This is a genomic window from Crenobacter caeni, assembly GCF_010435965.1.
Taxonomy (GTDB): Bacteria; Pseudomonadota; Gammaproteobacteria; order Burkholderiales; family Chromobacteriaceae; genus Craterilacuibacter; species Craterilacuibacter caeni.
Genome location: NZ_JAAGAA010000001.1, coordinates 309,546 through 326,150, shown reverse-complemented (window position 1 = coordinate 326,150; position 16,605 = coordinate 309,546). Strand labels below are relative to the sequence as shown.

Sequence of the window (16,605 nt, the reverse complement as noted above, 5' to 3'; positions counted from 1 at the left end):
TCAGGCGACAGGCGCGGGCGCCATGCCCGCGCCGCCTTGCCTATCAATAGCGTTCCAGATCGATGTCGAGGCCCAGCGAGCGGATTTCCTTCACCAACACGTTGAAGGATTCCGGCATGCCTGCTTCGATCTTGTGTTCACCCTTGACGATGTTTTCGTAGACCTTGGTACGGCCGGTCACATCGTCGGACTTCACGGTCAGCATTTCCTGCAGCGTGTAAGCGGCGCCGTAGGCTTCCAGCGCCCACACTTCCATCTCACCGAAGCGCTGGCCACCGAACTGCGCCTTACCGCCCAGCGGCTGCTGGGTCACCAGCGAGTACGGGCCGGTCGAACGGGCGTGCATCTTGTCGTCGACCAGGTGGTGCAGCTTCAGGTAGTGCATCACGCCGACGGTGACCTTGCGGTCGAAGGCTTCGCCGGAGCGGCCGTCGAACAGGGTCATCTGCGTCTTCGACGCGTTGAACGCCAGTTGCTGGGTGTGCGGGTCTTCGTCCGGATACGCGAGGTCGAGCATCTGGCGGATTTCCGCTTCCTTGGCACCGTCGAACACCGGCGTCGCGAACGGCATGCCGCGGCGCAGATGCTGGGCGAGGTTCAGCACCTCGTCGTCGCTCAGGCTGGCGATGTCTTCCGGCTTGCCGGTGCCGTTGTAGACCTTGTCCAGATACTCGCGGATCTCGCCGACCGAACGCTGTTCCTTCAGCATGCGGTTGACGCGCTCACCGATGCCCTTGGCGGCCCAGCCCAGATGGACTTCGAGAATCTGGCCGATGTTCATACGCGACGGTACGCCCAGCGGGTTCAGCACGATGTCGACCGGACGGCCGTCGGCCATGTACGGCATGTCTTCGACCGGCAGGATGCGCGAAACCACACCCTTGTTACCGTGACGGCCGGCCATCTTGTCACCTGCCTGCAGGCGGCGCTTGACGGCGATGTACACCTTGACCATCTTCTGCACGCCCGGCGGCAGTTCGTCGCCCTGGGTCAGCTTGCGCTTCTTGTCCTCGAAGCGCAGGTCGAATTCCTCGCGCTTGACCGACAGGCTCTCCTTGATCAGTTCGAGCTGCTTGGCGACGTCCTCGTCGGCCATGCGGATGTCGAACCAGTCGTGCTTGGACGGCAGTTCGGTCAGGTACTCGCGGCTGACTTCGGTGCCCTTGGGCAGACGCTTCGGACCGCCGTTAGCCACCTTGCCGACGATCAGGCGTTCGATACGGCTGAACGCGTCGTTTTCGAAGATGCGCAGCTGGTCGTTCAGGTCAAGGCGGTAACGCTTGAGCTCGGCGTCGATGATCGACTGCGCGCGCTTGTCGCGATCAATGCCTTCGCGGGTGAACACCTGCACGTCGATTACGGTGCCGACCATGCCAGTCGGCACGCGCAGCGAGGTGTCCTTCACGTCGGACGCCTTCTCGCCGAAGATCGCGCGCAGCAGCTTCTCTTCCGGGGTCAGCTGGGTTTCGCCCTTCGGGGTCACCTTGCCGACCAGCACGTCGCCGGCTTCGACTTCGGCGCCGATGTAGACGATACCGGCTTCATCCAGGCGGCCTGCCATGCGTTCGGACAGGTTCGGGATGTCGCGGGTGATCTCTTCCGGCCCCAGCTTGGTGTCACGGGCGACCACGTTGAGTTCTTCGATATGGATCGAGGTGTAGCGGTCTTCGGCGACCAGCTTCTCCGAGATCAGGATCGAGTCCTCGTAGTTGTAACCGTTCCACGGCATGAACGCGATGGTCATGTTCTGGCCGAGCGCGAGCTCGCCCAGGTCGGTCGACGCACCGTCGGCCACCACGTCGCCACGCGCGATCTGGTCGCCCACCTTCACCACCGGACGCTGGTTGATGTTGGTGTTCTGGTTGGAGCGGGTGAACTTGGTCAGGTTGTAGATATCCACACCCACTTCACCTGCGGTCGCCTCTTCGTCGTTCACGCGCACCACCACGCGGTTCGCGTCGACATAGTCGACCACGCCGCCACGGCGGGCGACGACGGTGGTACCCGAGTCGACTGCCACCGAACGCTCGATGCCGGTACCGACGAACGGTTTTTCCGGGCGCAGGCACGGTACGGCCTGACGCTGCATGTTCGCGCCCATCAGCGCGCGGTTCGCGTCGTCGTGCTCGAGGAACGGAATCAGCGAGGCCGCCACCGATACCACCTGGCCGGTCGCCACGTCCATGTACTCGACACGGTCGGGCGTCGCCAGGATGGTTTCGCCGGTTTCACGGCAGGTCACCAGCTCGTCGATCAGCTTGCCCTCTTCGTCCAGCGTGGCGTTCGCCTGCGCGATGACGTAGCGGCCTTCCTCGATCGCCGACAGGTAATCGATCTGCATCGTCACCTTGCCGTCGATCACGCGACGGTACGGGGTTTCCAGGAAACCGAACTCGTTGGTGCGTGCGAACACGGACAGCGAGTTGATCAGGCCGATGTTCGGACCTTCCGGCGTTTCGATCGGGCACACGCGGCCGTAGTGGGTCGGATGCACGTCGCGCACTTCGAAGCCGGCGCGCTCGCGGGTCAGGCCGCCCGGCCCCAGTGCCGAGACGCGGCGCTTGTGCGTCACTTCGGCCAACGGGTTGGTCTGGTCCATGAACTGCGACAGCTGGCTGGAGCCGAAGAATTCCTTGATCGCGGCCGAGACGGGCTTGGCGTTGATCAGGTCATGCGGCATCAGGTTGTCGGACTCGGCCTGGTTCAGGCGTTCCTTCACCGCACGCTCGACACGCACGAGACCGGCACGGAACTGGTTCTCGGCCAGTTCGCCGACGGAACGCACGCGGCGGTTGCCCAGGTGGTCGATATCGTCGACTTCGCCGCGGCCGTTGCGCAGTTCGGTCAGGATCGCGATCACCGACACGATGTCTTCGGTCGACAGGATGCCGGCGGTGGTGCCGTTACGGCCGGCGAATTTCTCGCCGATCAGCTGCCTGAACCACTCCGGCGACTTGTCGTCGAACTTGTAGTCGTAGGTGCGCGTGTTGAACTTCATGCGGCCGACGCGCGACAGGTCGTAGGTGTCCTCGTCGAAGAACAGGCGCTGGAACAGCGCTTCCACGGCGTCCTCGGTCGGCGGTTCGCCCGGGCGCATCATGCGGTAGATCGCGACGCGCGCGGAGAGCTGGGTCTCGGTGTCGTCCGAGCGCAGCGTCTGCGAGATGTACGCACCCTGGTCCAGGTCGTTGGTGTACAGCACCTGGATTTCCGGCACGCTGTGGATGTCCAGCTTGGCCAGCAGCTCTTCGGTGATCTCTTCGTTGGCACGCGCCAGCACTTCGCCGGTTTCCGGGTTGACCGCAGCCTTGCCCAGCACCTTGCCCACCAGCGTGTCGAACGGCACCTCGATGCTCTCGATACCCGCGGTCGCCAGGTCGCGCACGGTCTTAGCGGTGATCCGCTTGTCCTTGGCGACGATCAGCTTGCCGTCGGCGGCGACGATGTCGGCCTTGGCCAGCTCGCCCTTCAGGCGCTCCGGCACGACCTTCAGGCGCACGCCGTCTTCGGTCAGGAAGAAGGTATCGAAGCTGTAGAACTCGGCCAGGATCTGCTCGTCGGTGTAACCCAGCGCCTTCAGCAGGATCGACACCGGCATCTTGCGGCGACGGTCGATACGGAAGTACAGGTGGTCTTTCGGGTCGAACTCGAAGTCCAGCCACGAGCCGCGGTACGGAATCACGCGGGCGGAGAACAGCAGCTTGCCCGACGAGTGCGTCTTGCCGCGGTCGTGCTCGAAGAACACGCCCGGCGAGCGGTGCAGCTGGGAGACGATCACGCGTTCGGTGCCGTTGATGATGAACGAGCCGTTCGCGGTCATCAGCGGGATTTCACCCATGTAGACTTCGTTCTCGCGCACCTCCTTCACCACCGGCTTGGAGGACTCCTTGTCGAGGATGGTCAGCCGGATGCGCGCGCGCAGCGGCGCGGCAAAGGTGATGCCGCGCAGCTGGCACTCCTGCACGTCGAACGGCGGCTCGCCCAGCACGTAGTGGACGAAGTCAAGGCTGGCGTACCCGTTGTGGCTGACGATCGGGAAGATCGACTTGAACGCCGCTTGCAGACCCGTATCCTTGCGCTGATCCAGCGGCACACCCAGTTGGAGGAAATCGGTATACGAATCGATCTGGGTCGCCAACAGGAATGGGACGTCGAGAACGCTGGCACGTTTCGCAAAACTTTTACGAATACGCTTCTTCTCAGTAAACGAATAACTCATAGAGTCTCCATCGAGGTGTGGTGGCGCAAGTAACCAAAAGTCAACAGCCGCGCTCGGGATGCTGGCTTTTAGTGACTCGGCTCTTACCCACCACAAGCGCAACAAGGCTGGCGGATTGCTCCGCCAGCCCCTTCAATCTTCCTTACGGAAGATTATTTCATTTCTGCCTTGGCGCCAGCTTCGGTCAGCTGCTTGACGATGTCTTCAGCTTCAGCCTTGGAGATGCCTTCTTTCAGGGTCTTCGGCGCGCCGTCAACCATGTCCTTGGCTTCCTTCAGGCCCAGGCCGGTCAGAGCACGGACAACCTTGATCACGTTCACCTTGTTGTCGCCAGCGGCGGACAGGATCACGTCGAACTCGGTCTTCTCTTCAGCAGCAGCAGCAGCCGGACCAGCGGCAACAGCAACAGCAGCGGCGGAAACGCCAAACTTCTCTTCGAACGCCTTGACCAGGTCGTTCAGTTCCATCACGGTCAGACCAGCAACGGCCTCGAGGATGTCTTCTTTGGTAATAGCCATGTGAAAATCTCCTGAATTCTGTTCAGTGAATCAATTAGGGTTAAGCAGCTTCGGCTTGCTTCTTCTCTGCCAGAGCGGCCAGACCGCGGGCGAAGCCCGACAGCGGTGCCTTCATGACATAGAGCAGCTTGGACAGCAGTTCTTCGCGGCTCGGGATCGAAGCCAGCTCAGCAACCTGAGCAGCGTCCAGCACCTTGCCTTCGTAGGAACCTGCCTTGATGACGATCTTGTCGTCAGCCTTGGCAAACTGATGCAGTACTTTGGCGGCAGCGACCGGATCTGCAGAGATACCGTAAACCAGCGGACCGACCATCTGGTCAGCCAGACCGGCAAACGCGGTATCCGCTACAGCACGGCGCACCAGCGTGTTCTTCAGAACGCGCAGGTACACACCCTGCTCACGCGCCTGGGCGCGCAGCTTGGTCATGCTACCAACCTCAATACCCCGATATTCGGCGATGACGAGCGTCTGTGCGTCGGCCAGCTTGGCAGACACCTCGGCTACTACCGCCTTTTTATCTTCAAGATTGAGACTCAAGGTCTACCTCCTAGACTGAAATGAGACAGTTGCCTGCCCCTCTTGCAGCGGCGACCTATTCAGGAGACATTCAGAGAACTGGTGCCCATGGGCGGAATTGAACCGCCGACCTCTCCCTTACCAAGGGAGTGCTCTACCCCTGAGCTACATGGGCCTCATTTTGAAGCCTTCTTTTCGGGTACCATCTGCGTAGGATACCGTTGCCGGCGATTAAGTCCGATGGACTCCTACGGTCTTTGACACTCTGGCGGTTACCCGCCAGCCCAAAGCCTTTTAGCAGGCGGACCGGAGCGGCCCGCCCGAAACCACCAATTAGGCGGTCAGCGAAGCGACGTCGACGCGAACGCCCACGCCCATCGTGCTGGATACGGCGATCTTCTTCAGGTAGACGCCCTTGGATGCAGCCGGCTTGGCCTTCTGCAGAGCTTCAACCAGTGCGCCCAGGTTCTCGCGCAGCGCGGCTTCTTCGAAAGAAGCGCGGCCGATGGTCGCGTGAATGATGCCCGACTTGTCGGTACGGTACTGAACCTGACCAGCCTTGGCGTTCTTCACGGCCTCGGCGACGTTCGGGGTCACGGTACCAACTTTCGGGTTCGGCATCAGGCCACGCGGGCCGAGGATCTGACCCAGCTGGCCAACCACGCGCATCGCGTCCGGGGAAGCGATCACCACGTCGAAGTCCAGGTTGCCGGCCTTCACTTGCTCGGCCAGGTCGTCGAAACCGACGATCTCTGCACCGGCAGCCTTGGCGGCTTCAGCGTTGGCACCCTGTGCGAACACGGCAACGCGGACCGACTTGCCGGTACCGCGCGGCAGCACGACGGAACCACGCACGACCTGGTCGGATTTACGCGGGTCAACGCCGAGGTTCACAGCCACGTCGATCGACTCGTCGAACTTGGCGGTCGCAGCGGACTTGACCATGGAGATGGCCTGGTCAACGACGTACAGCTGGTTGCGGTCAACACCGGCCTTCAGGGCCTTCAGACGCTTGGAAATCTTCGCCATGTTACACACCCTCCACGATCAGACCCATGGAACGGGCGGAACCCGCGATGGTGCGAACAGCAGCGTCCAGATCAGCGGCAGTCAGGTCAGGCTGCTTGGTCTTGGCGATTTCTTCCAGCTGTGCGCGGGTAATCTTGCCGACTTTGTCGGTGTTCGGCTTGCTCGAGCCGCTCTTCAGGCCAACGGCCTTCTTCAGCAGGATCGAAGCCGGCGGGGTCTTCATCACGAAGGTGAAGGACTTGTCCGCGTAAGCAGTGATCACCACCGGAATCGGCAGACCGGGTTCCATACCCTGGGTCTGGGCGTTGAACGCCTTGCAGAATTCCATGATGTTCAGACCGCGCTGACCCAGCGCCGGACCGATCGGCGGCGACGGGTTGGCCTTGCCGGCCGGCACTTGCAGCTTGATAAAGCCGATGATTTTCTTTGCCACAATTAGCTCCTAAACGGGTAAAACGCGACACGAAAGTGTCGCTCCCCAACAAGAGCGCGTGATTATACACGCACCCAATTGATTTACCAAGCGAAAATCAGATTTTCTCGACCTGGTTGAAATCGAGTTCGACCGGCGTGTCGCGGCCGAAGATCTGCACGGAGACGCGCAGCTTGTTGCGTTCGTAGTTGACCTCGTCGACGGTGCCGTTGAAGTCGTTGAACGGACCATCGGTCACGCGCACTTTCTCGCCCACCTCAAACAGCACCTTCGGACGCGGCTTTTCGACGCCCTCCTGCATCTGCTGCATGATGGCCTCGACCTCGCGCGCCGAGATCGGCGCCGGACGGTTGGCGGTACCGCCGATAAAGCCGGTGACTTTCGGCGTGCTCTTCACCAGGTGCCAGCTGTCGTCGGTCATGTCCATCTCGACCAGCACGTAACCCGGGAAGAACTTGCGCTCGGTGATCGAGCGGCGGCCGTTCTTCATGTCGACCACCTCCTCGACCGGCACCAGCACCTGACCGAACAGGTCGGCGATTTCGGAGCGGTCGATGCGCTCGCGCAAAGCCTTTTGCACGCTCTTCTCGAAACCGGAGTAAGCGTGAACCACATACCAGCGTTTGGCCATCATCAACCCCGCTTAAGAATCAGATCGTAAAAGAACCAGGTCAACGAAGAATCGACCAGCCACATGAAGAGCGCAAGAAGAGTGACGAAGACAAATACCAGACCGGTCATCTGCGTCGCTTCCTTGCGGGTCGGCCACACCACCTTCTTGGCTTCGGCAACCGACTCGTGCGCGTACGCGACAAATTCGCGGCCCGGGGTCGACACCCACAGCACGCCGACCGCCATCGCCAGACCGGCGACAAACGCGAGCGCACGCAACAAGCCCTGCCCTTCCGGCACCAGGTAGAAGCCCGCGACACCGGCGGCAACGAGCAGACCGGCCAGCGCCAGCTTCATCTTGTCTTGCATTTCCATATAAATTCCCGCTGCAGATGCGACAAAAGACTAACCGGCGAAAATCGCCGGTTAGTCTTATTTGGCAGGCCAGGAGGGTCTCGAACCCCCAACCCTCGGTTTTGGAGACCGATACTCTACCAATTGAGCTACTGGCCTAAAACCTTAGATCACTTGATGATCTTTGCAACCACGCCGGCGCCGACGGTACGGCCACCTTCGCGGATCGCGAAACGCAGACCTTCTTCCATCGCGATCGGGGCGATCAGTTCGACGGTGATCGAAACGTTGTCACCCGGCATCACCATTTCAACGCCTTCCGGCAGGCTGATCGCGCCAGTCACGTCCGTGGTACGGAAGTAGAACTGCGGGCGGTAGTTCGCGAAGAACGGGGTGTGACGGCCACCTTCGTTCTTGCTCAGCACGTAGATCTCGCCGGTGAAGTTGGTGTGCGGGGTGATGGAACCCGGCTTCGCCAGGACCTGACCACGCTCGACTTCTTCACGCTTGGTGCCGCGCAGCAGCACGCCGACGTTGTCACCAGCCTGACCCTGGTCCAGCAGCTTGCGGAACATTTCCACGCCGGTACAGGTGGTCTTGGCGGTTGCCTTCAGGCCGACGATTTCGATTTCTTCGCCGACTTTGACGATGCCGCGCTCGACGCGACCGGTCACCACGGTACCGCGGCCGGAGATCGAGAACACGTCTTCGATCGGCAGCAGGAACGGCTTGTCCACAGCACGCTCAGGCGTCGGGATGTAGCTGTCCAGCGCGTCAGCCAGACGGAAGATCGACGGTTCGCCGATGTCGGACTGGTCGCCTTCCAGCGCTTTCAGCGCGGAACCCTTGACCAGCGGCAGGTCGTCGCCCGGGAAGTCGTAGGAAGACAGCAGCTCGCGCACTTCCATTTCGACCAGTTCCAGCAGCTCTTCGTCGTCGACCATGTCGCACTTGTTCAGGTAGACGATGATGTACGGAACGCCCACCTGGCGAGCCAGCAGGATGTGTTCGCGGGTCTGCGGCATCGGACCGTCAGCGGCCGAGCACACCAGAATCGCGCCGTCCATCTGGGCAGCACCGGTGATCATGTTCTTCACGTAGTCAGCGTGACCCGGGCAGTCAACGTGAGCGTAGTGACGGGTTTCGGTTTCGTACTCGACGTGCGCGGTGTTAATGGTAATACCGCGGGCCTTCTCTTCCGGCGCGCTGTCGATTTGCGAGTAATCCTTGGCTTCGCCACCGAACTTCTTCGACAGAATGGTGGTGATCGCAGCAGTCAGAGTGGTCTTACCATGGTCAACGTGACCGATGGTGCCAACGTTTACGTGCGGTTTGGTCCGCTCGAACTTTTCCTTAGCCATGGCAGTATCCCTGAAACTAAACAAGGTTGAATTGGTGCCCATGGGCGGAATTGAACCGCCGACCTCTCCCTTACCAAGGGAGTGCTCTACCCCTGAGCTACATGGGCCTGCAACTACTTAATATCCTGGAGCGGGTGAAGGGAATCGAACCCTCGTCATAAGCTTGGAAGGCTTCTGCTCTACCATTGAGCTACACCCGCTTATCACGCGCCGCATGTCTTCACGTCGCCAAGATAATCTTTATTCTGGTGGAGGGAGAAGGATTCGAACCTTCGAAGGCAGTGCCGTCAGATTTACAGTCTGATCCCTTTGACCGCTCGGGAATCCCTCCTGAAGAGACCCGAATACTACAGACCCCTTTTTTCACCGTCAACACTTTTCGCGGATTTTTTTCGGAAAACTGCCTTTTTCAGCCATTTACCCGGTAAAAGACGACAACCCGCCCCCGAAACCCGCGAAAGATCAGCCACTTAGGCCTTGCCGGTGATGATCAGGTACTTCTGGTACAGCTCGTCCTGCGACTCGACGTGGTTCGGGTCGAGCGGGATGCAGTCGACCGGGCACACCTGCTGGCACTGCGGCTCGTCATAGTGGCCGACGCATTGCGTGCACAGGTTGGGGTCGATCACGTAGATCTCCTCCCCTTGCGAGATCGCGTTATTGGGGCACTCCGGTTCGCAGACGTCGCAATTGATGCATTCGTCGGTAATCATCAAAGACATAGCAATTCCCTCAACTATTTGCGTTTCACGATTTTGTCACCCTCCCTGCGCCCGGGCAAGGAAGGCGCCGTTATACGTTTATGCCGGCTCGGCAACATCCGCTTCGACCAGCGCGTAGCGCACCGCGCCGGCCGAGCCCTGCTTCAGCACACGCCAGCCGGCCAGGTCCGGCAACCTGGCCGCCTCGAGGTAGACGCGCGCACCGGGCGCGAGCAGACCCGGCAACAAGGGCAACAGCGCGGGCAACAGGTCCAGCCCGAAGGGCGGGTCGAGGAACACCAGGTCGAAGCGCTCGCGCGCGCCGCGCAGGTAGGCGAGTGCGTCGCCCGAGACCACGTCGATCTCGTCTGCACCGAGCATGCGCCGGTTGTCCTTGAGCAGCGTGAGCGCACTGCGGTCGCGTTCGACCATCACAACTCGGCGCGCGCCGCGCGACGCGGCCTCGAAGCCCAGCGCGCCGCTGCCGGCGAACAGGTCCAGACACACCAGCCCGTCCAGTTCGGCACCCAGCCAGTTGAACAGGGTCGTGCGCACGCGGTCCGGCGTCGGCCGCAGGCCATCCACGTCCGGAAACGCCAGTTGGCGCCGGCGGTACTTGCCGGCGATCACGCGGACCTTGTTGCGGTACTCGCCCATAACCCCTCCTGTTGCAAGCCGGCAAGTTTACCCTGAAGCGGCCGCTTGTGCAGGCTTTGTCGGACAAGCGCAACCTTATATATGTTTTTTCTGGCGTGATTGCCGGCCATGGGCGACACCCAGCCTGAATACGCTACAATCCCTGCTCCACGATCGAGTACAGCCGAAGCATGTTCAGTTTCTTCAAGCGAAAACCCAAGGACAACGCGCCGCAGGCCAACGCGCCTGCGACGCCTGAAACCGCGCCCATCCAGGCGCCAGACACCACGGCGCCGGTACCGGAACCCGTACCGGCGGTAACGCCTGCACAGCCCGTGCCCGTCGCCGAACCTGTTGCCGCATACGAGCGTGACGAATTACCGCCTACCAGCGCACCGGCGCCTGATGCCGGCCATGCGGTGCCGGCACCAGCCGCTGTCCCTATCGAGCTCCCCGAGGCACCGGCCCCAGCGCCCAGCGCGCCCGCCGAGCCGGACGCTCAAGCGGTGCCCGAGCGCAAGCTCAGCTGGACCGAACGGCTGAAGGCCGGCCTTGCCAAGACGCGCAGCAAGCTCGGCAAGCAGTTGGCCGGCCTGTTCGGCGGCGGCAAGATCGACGAGGACCTGTACGAAGAACTGGAGACGGTGCTGCTTACCGCAGACATGGGCGTCGACGCGACCATGCACCTGCTGGGCGACGTGCGCGAGCGCGTGTCGCTGAAGGGGCTGAAGGACGCGTCCGAGCTCAAGGGCGCGCTCAAGGATTCCCTGCTCGAGCTGATCGGCCCGCTCGAACAGCCGCTGAGCGTCGAGGGCAAGCAGCCCTTCGTGATCATGATGGCCGGCGTCAACGGCGCCGGCAAAACCACCTCGATCGGCAAGCTCGCCAAGTACTACCAGTCGCAGGGCAAGAAGGTGATGCTCGCCGCCGGCGACACCTTCCGCGCCGCCGCGCGCGAACAACTGATGGCGTGGGGCGAGCGCAACAACGTCACCGTGATCGCGCAGCAAGGCGGCGACGCCGCCGCGGTCTGCTTCGACGCGATCCAGGCAGCCAAGGCGCGCGGCATCGACGTGGTGCTCGCCGACACCGCCGGTCGCCTGCCGACCCAGCTGCACCTGATGGAAGAGATCAAGAAGGTGAAGCGGGTGATCCAGAAGGCGATCCCGGACGGCCCGCACGAGGTGATGCTGGTGATCGACGCCAACACCGGGCAGAATGCCGTGACGCAGGTGAAGGCCTTCGACGACGCGCTGGGGCTGACCGGCCTGATCCTCTCCAAGCTCGACGGCTCGGCCAAGGGCGGCGTGATCGCCGCGATCGCCAAGCAGCGTCCGGTGCCGCTACGCTTTGTCGGCGTCGGCGAGAGCATCGACGACTTGCGCCCGTTCAGCGCTCGCGACTACGTCGACGCGCTGTTTGATTAGCACGGGTGCCGCAGCCCATGACGCCCATGATCAAATTCGACCAGGTCAGCAAGCGCTACCCCGGCGGCTTCGACGCGCTGAAGAACCTGTCCTTCCAGATCGACGCCGGCGAGATGGTGTTCCTCGCCGGGCACTCCGGCGCCGGCAAGTCGACGCTGCTCAAGCTGGTTGCAGGCATCGACCGCGCGACCAGCGGCAACGTGCTGGTCAACGGCCAGAACCTGAGCCGCCTGCGCGCCAGCCAGCTGCCCTACGTGCGCCAGCATATCGGCATCGTGTTCCAGGACCACAAGATCCTGTACGACAGGAGCGTGTTCGACAACGTGGTGCTGCCGCTGGACATCATCGGCTTCGACCGCCGCGACGCCGCGCGCCGCGTGCGCGCCGCGCTCGACAAGGTCGGCCTCGCCGGGCGCGAGAAATCGATGCCGGTCGGCCTGTCCGGCGGCGAGCAGCAGCGGCTGTGCATCGCGCGCGCCGTGGTGCACCGCCCTGCCATCCTGCTGGCCGACGAACCATCGGCCAACCTCGACCGCGCGTACGCGCTCGACATCATGGAGCTGTTCAAGTCCTTCCATCAGGTCGGCGTCACCGTGCTGATTTCCGCGCACGACGAGACGCTGATGGAAGACTACGGCAGGCGCATCATCCGCCTCAGGGAAGGACAGTTCGCATGAAACACTACCTGTTCCTGCACGCGCAAAGCGCGCTGTTGGCACTCAAGCGCACCGCGCGCGCGCCGATCGCCAGCCTGCTCAACCTCGCGATGCTCTCGCTCGCGCTCAGCCTGCCGGTCGCGCTTTATCTGGTCGTGCAGGGCGTACAGCAGTGGAGCGGCAAGATCGACGTCACCCCCGAGCTGACCGTGTTCATGGAGATGGCGAGCGAACCGGCCGACATCGCCGCCGTCGCAAGCTCGCTCAAGCAGCATCCGCGCGTCGGACAATCCACCTTCGTCGACAAGCAGCAGGCGCTCGCCGAACTGGAGGCGCGTAGCGGCGTCACCGGCATGGCCGAGGGGCTGGACGGCAACCCGCTGCCGGACGCCTTCGTCGTCAAGCCCGCCACACTGGACGCCGCCGAACTCGACCGCCTGCAAAAGGAGATCGCCGGCCTGCCGATGGTCGCCGAGGTGCAGTTCGACGCGGCGTGGGCGCAGAAGCTCGCCGGCCTGATCTCGCTGGGCGGCCAGCTGACGCTGCTATTGGGTTCGGCCTTTGCGCTGGCGCTGGTGCTGGTCACCCACAACACCATCCGCATGCAGATCCTCGCCCGCCGCGACGAGATCGAGATCTCCAAGCTGATCGGCGCGACCGACAACTTCATCCGCCGCCCCTTCCTCTACCACGCACTGTGGCAGGGCGTGCTCGCCGCGCTGGCCGCGTGGGGGCTGTCGAGCTGGCTGATCGCCGCCGCCAACCCTGTGCTCGCCGACTTCGCCCGCCTCTACAACGAACAGCTCGCGCTGCGCGGGCTGACGGCAGGCGAATTGGCCGCGCTCACCGGCCTTTCCGCGCTACTGGCGGTCAGCGGCGCCCGGCTCGCGACCGACCACCACCTGCGGCAGGTGCGCGCGCACTGAGTACCTGATCACGATCTGCGCATCGACGATGCGGCGTCGAAACCGGCTTGGATGGCCCGTGTACCGCAAGGCCACGCTGATTTTCCGGCCGGTTTGCCCCCCCGCCTGCCAGAGCGCCACCCCTCTCCCGCGCTATCGGGCGATAAAAAACATTCATGCTAAGAGGAACTTCCGTTGCTTGGCACTCACTAATCCCGAGTGCTAACATCGGAATTCGAGACTAGGAGGACAGTTTCCACATGAGCGCTACTTTCGCTTTGCCCGTACCTTCCAGCACCGGCAGCCTCGAGCAGTACATTCAGGCCGTCAACCGCCTGCCCATGCTGACGCAGGAAGAAGAGTCCGAGCTGGCGACCCGCTACCACGACCAGAACGACCTCGAGGCGGCCCGCCGCCTGGTGATGTCGCACATGCGCGTGGTGGTGTCGATTGCACGCGGCTACGCCGGCTACGGCCTGCCGCAGGCCGACCTGATCCAGGAAGGCAATATCGGCCTGATGAAGGCCGTCAAGCGTTTCGAACCCAGCCGCGGCGTGCGTCTGTTCTCGTTCGCCGTGCACTGGATCAAGGCCGAAATCCACGAATTCATCCTGCGCAACTGGCGCCTGGTGCGCATCGCGACCACCAAGCCGCAGCGCAAGCTGTTCTTCAACCTGCGCAGCATGAAGAAGAACATGTCGGCGCTGTCCGACAGCGAGGCGCGCGAGATCGCCGAAGACCTCGGCGTCAAGCCCGAAGAAGTGCTGGAGATGGAAACCCGCATGACCGGGCAGGACATCGCGCTGTTGGCCGACGACGGTGACGACGACGGCTACGCGCCGATCGACTGGCTCGCCGACAGCGAGCACGAGCCGGTGCGCCAGATCGAGAAGAAGGCGGTCGACCGCCTGCAGAGCGAAGGCCTGCACGAGGCGCTCGCGTCGCTTGACGCGCGCAGCCGCCGCATCGTCGAGGCACGCTGGCTGGCCGACGACAGCGGCGCGACGCTGCACGAGCTGGCCGCCGAATTCGGCGTATCCGCCGAGCGCATCCGCCAGATCGAGGCGAAGGCACTGCAGAAGATGAAGGCCGCGCTAGCCGCGTAAGCCGCTACGCCTCCCGTAAAAAACGGCGACCCGATGGGTCGCCGTTTTGCATGCCCGCTTCCTTAGCGGTAACGCTCGGGCAGCCGCGCGCGCGCCGCGCTGGCATCCTCGTACAGCACCGTCCACGCGGGCTCGCTGCCGGCGAGTGTCGCCATGAAGCGCGGCGCGTAGGTCGGGAACGACGCGAGCGCGTACGCCAGTGTCTGCCGCGCCTGCGCCGTGTCGCCCGCCAGTGCCTCGAGTTGCGCCTTCTTCAGCAGTACGTCCGGGTAGGGGCGAAACGCGGCAAGCCGCGTCATCCACGCGCGCTTTTGCTGCAGCTGCTCGCGGTCGGCCCGCAGGTAGTTGTCCAGCGTGTTCAGCGCGTGGAAGGCGAACATCGGTTCGTTTTCGACGATCGCGGCGAGCCGCGTCTGGTTCCTGGCGCGCAGCTCGGCGTTGTAGGGCGGCGTGTAGAGGCTGACCAGCTCGCGGTAACGCGGCCACGCTGCGACCGACAACCAGACAAGCATAAGCATCAGCCCCGCTAGCCCCAGCTTTACAACAAGCGGCGCGCGCAGCGAAGGCGCGGGAGACAGCGACAGCGCGACCACCGCCACCGCCGGAAAGTACAGATACCACAGCGGATACTCGACCTGGCTGTGGATCAGCGTGACCGCCAGCATCGCCACCGGCAGTAGGTGGCGCGCCGCCATGCCTCGGCCAAAGAACGGCCACATGAGCCAAGCGAAGCCCAGCAGCACCGCGCCGGTACCGACCACGCCGGTCTCGGCCAATAGCTGCAGCACCAGGTTGTGGCTGTTGGCAAACAGCCCGCTATTGAACGCTGCCTCGGCAAACTCGGGCCGCATCTGCAGGGCGACGCTGTGCGCGGCAAACTGCGACCAGCCGGCGCCGAACAGCGGGTAATCGCCGAACACCAGCCACGCCTTGTGCCACTCGGCGAAACGGCGCGAGTTCATCCCCTCGCCGCCCGCAGCCGCGATGCGTTCGACCCCACTCTCCACGGCGCCGCCGGCGAACAGCTGGTTCACCCACGGCAGCGCAAACTGCAACGCGATCACGGCAAACGCCGCCGCCGCCAAGGCGCCCGCAAAGCGCCGCCCCTCCGCGTCGCGCACCCGCAGCGCCCAGATGAGCGCCAGCGCGAGGAACGCCGCCGCGTAGAGCAGCACCGTGCGCGACCCCGCCCACGCCATGGAGAGCGCGAGCCACGCCACCGCCGCCACCGCCCAGCAGGTACCCAGCCTGCGCCGCGCCCACAGGTAGGCCGCTGCGGCGCCCCCCCACGCCAGGTAGTGCGCGTACTGGTTGCGCTGGCCGAGGTGGCCGAACACATTGCTGGTCGGGTGCGCCGCATCGTAAAACAGCACGCCGCCCATCACCTGCGCGAGGCCGGTCACCTGCGCGAAGCCGATCAAGCTCTGCAGCACGGTGCCGACCAGCAGCGCCTGCGCGAAGCGCAGGTACACCGCCTCGTCGCCGTAGATCTCGCGCAGCCGCTGCGTGAGCAGGCCAAGCAGCGCAAGCAGCACGAACGCCCAGGCGGTGGCCGCGTTCAGCCCCGGAAAGGCCAGTGGCACCCACAGGGGCTGCACAGCCCACACGAGCGCCAGCAACAATAGCCACAGCGTGGTGCGCGGCAGCGCGCCAAAGGCCGACAAACCGTCACGCAGCGCCAGCGGCAACAGGGCGGCGTGCGTCAGCCACACCACGTTCATCTCGCCGAACCATTGCGGCAGCGGCAGGTAATGGATGCGCGACAGAAACGGCACGGCGGCGACGGCCGCCCACAGGGCCAGCGCCAAGCCTGCCAGCAGGGATCTTGATTGCATGTTGTGCAAGGGGAAATCAGACAAGGCGGATATTGTAACGTACCCATGTGGCCGTGTAGGGTGGGTTAGCCGACAACGTCGGCGTAACCCACCGATAGGCACGGCAAGCGAAGCGGCGCGCGGGAATGGGCTGTGTAACCCACCATTAGACGCGGCGGGCAAAGCCGCGATTAAAACGCCATCCCGCAAAATGGCTTTGTGTGGTGGTGGGTTACGCCTCCTAGAGGCTAACCCCCCCTTGCTGGCAGCAGAGGGGCCGGGGGTGAGGGTGGCGGGGCTGCGCCCTCATCCGGCGC

General features: G+C 63.5%; 15 protein-coding genes and 5 tRNA genes. 4 read left to right on the top strand and 16 right to left on the bottom strand.

Features of this window, described 5'->3' with window-relative positions; genetic code table 11:
- Nucleotides 1-43: 43 nt before the first annotated feature.
- From rpoB to rsmD, 15 genes are all read right to left on the bottom strand, one after another.
- Complete coding sequence (rpoB, locus tag GZH52_RS01605; protein WP_163314784.1) at nt 44-4,219, bottom strand: DNA-directed RNA polymerase subunit beta; 4,176 nt, start codon at nt 4,217-4,219, stop codon at nt 44-46.
- A 152-nt stretch (nt 4,220-4,371) separates the two neighbouring features.
- Nucleotides 4,372-4,737 (bottom strand): 50S ribosomal protein L7/L12, encoded by a 366-nt coding sequence (gene rplL, locus GZH52_RS01600; protein WP_136555885.1) that lies wholly within the window; start codon nt 4,735-4,737, stop codon nt 4,372-4,374.
- Nucleotides 4,738-4,777: 40 nt separating this feature from the next.
- Nucleotides 4,778-5,275 (bottom strand): 50S ribosomal protein L10, encoded by a 498-nt coding sequence (gene rplJ / locus GZH52_RS01595; RefSeq protein WP_136555884.1) that lies wholly within the window; start codon nt 5,273-5,275, stop codon nt 4,778-4,780.
- Nucleotides 5,276-5,354: 79 nt separating this feature from the next.
- Nucleotides 5,355-5,429: transfer RNA gene (locus GZH52_RS01590), tRNA-Thr, on the bottom strand.
- Between the two features lie 158 nt (nt 5,430-5,587).
- Nucleotides 5,588-6,283: a 50S ribosomal protein L1 gene (gene rplA, locus GZH52_RS01585; RefSeq protein ID WP_136555883.1), complete on the bottom strand. Its 696-nt coding sequence runs from the start codon at nt 6,281-6,283 to the stop codon at nt 5,588-5,590.
- Nucleotide 6,284: 1 nt separating this feature from the next.
- Entirely contained in the window at nt 6,285-6,716 is a 432-nt protein-coding gene (rplK, locus tag GZH52_RS01580) for a 50S ribosomal protein L11 (RefSeq protein WP_136555882.1), read from the bottom strand.
- Nucleotides 6,717-6,813: 97 nt separating this feature from the next.
- Nucleotides 6,814-7,347 carry a transcription termination/antitermination protein NusG gene (gene nusG, locus GZH52_RS01575; RefSeq protein ID WP_163314843.1) on the bottom strand — a complete coding sequence of 178 codons (534 nt, stop codon included), beginning with the start codon at nt 7,345-7,347 and terminating at the stop codon, nt 6,814-6,816.
- A gap of 2 nt (nt 7,348-7,349) precedes the next feature.
- Nucleotides 7,350-7,703, bottom strand: coding sequence for a preprotein translocase subunit SecE (gene secE, locus GZH52_RS01570; RefSeq protein ID WP_163314783.1), 354 nt, complete (start codon nt 7,701-7,703; stop codon nt 7,350-7,352).
- 62 nt (nt 7,704-7,765) lie between these two features.
- Nucleotides 7,766-7,841: transfer RNA gene (locus GZH52_RS01565), tRNA-Trp, on the bottom strand.
- Between the two features lie 11 nt (nt 7,842-7,852).
- Nucleotides 7,853-9,043, bottom strand: coding sequence for an elongation factor Tu (tuf, locus tag GZH52_RS01560; RefSeq protein ID WP_163314782.1), 1,191 nt, complete (start codon nt 9,041-9,043; stop codon nt 7,853-7,855).
- Between the two features lie 32 nt (nt 9,044-9,075).
- A tRNA-Thr gene (locus GZH52_RS01555) sits at nt 9,076-9,150 on the bottom strand.
- A 19-nt stretch (nt 9,151-9,169) separates the two neighbouring features.
- Nucleotides 9,170-9,243 (bottom strand) — tRNA-Gly (locus GZH52_RS01550).
- A gap of 46 nt (nt 9,244-9,289) precedes the next feature.
- Nucleotides 9,290-9,374: transfer RNA gene (locus GZH52_RS01545), tRNA-Tyr, on the bottom strand.
- 139 nt (nt 9,375-9,513) lie between these two features.
- The gene (locus GZH52_RS01540) at nt 9,514-9,765 is read right to left on the bottom strand and encodes a YfhL family 4Fe-4S dicluster ferredoxin (RefSeq protein WP_163314781.1); all 252 of its coding nucleotides are present in this window, start codon (nt 9,763-9,765) and stop codon (nt 9,514-9,516) included.
- A gap of 78 nt (nt 9,766-9,843) precedes the next feature.
- Nucleotides 9,844-10,401, bottom strand: a complete 558-nt coding sequence (gene rsmD / locus GZH52_RS01535) for a 16S rRNA (guanine(966)-N(2))-methyltransferase RsmD (RefSeq protein WP_163314780.1) — start codon at nt 10,399-10,401, stop codon at nt 9,844-9,846.
- Nucleotides 10,402-10,571: 170 nt separating this feature from the next.
- Between rsmD and ftsY the strand changes: the two genes are divergently transcribed.
- The 4 genes from ftsY (at nt 10,572) to rpoH (ending at nt 14,474) form a co-directional block, all read left to right on the top strand.
- Nucleotides 10,572-11,807, top strand: a complete 1,236-nt coding sequence (gene ftsY, locus GZH52_RS01530; RefSeq protein WP_163314779.1) for a signal recognition particle-docking protein FtsY — start codon at nt 10,572-10,574, stop codon at nt 11,805-11,807.
- A gap of 26 nt (nt 11,808-11,833) precedes the next feature.
- Nucleotides 11,834-12,484: a cell division ATP-binding protein FtsE gene (ftsE, locus tag GZH52_RS01525; protein ID WP_136551608.1), complete on the top strand. Its 651-nt coding sequence runs from the start codon at nt 11,834-11,836 to the stop codon at nt 12,482-12,484.
- Nucleotides 12,481-13,389 (top strand): permease-like cell division protein FtsX, encoded by a 909-nt coding sequence (gene ftsX / locus GZH52_RS01520; protein ID WP_163314778.1) that lies wholly within the window; start codon nt 12,481-12,483, stop codon nt 13,387-13,389. Before ftsE ends, ftsX begins: the two co-directional genes overlap by 4 nt.
- Nucleotides 13,390-13,628: 239 nt before the next feature.
- Nucleotides 13,629-14,474 (top strand): RNA polymerase sigma factor RpoH, encoded by an 846-nt coding sequence (gene rpoH, locus GZH52_RS01515; RefSeq protein ID WP_163314777.1) that lies wholly within the window; start codon nt 13,629-13,631, stop codon nt 14,472-14,474.
- 62 nt (nt 14,475-14,536) lie between these two features.
- Here rpoH and GZH52_RS01510 read toward each other — a convergent pair whose 3' ends face one another.
- On the bottom strand, nt 14,537-16,309 hold the full coding sequence (locus GZH52_RS01510) for a PglL family O-oligosaccharyltransferase (RefSeq protein ID WP_163314776.1): 1,773 nt from the start codon (nt 16,307-16,309) through the stop codon (nt 14,537-14,539).
- Nucleotides 16,310-16,605: the final 296 nt, after the last annotated feature.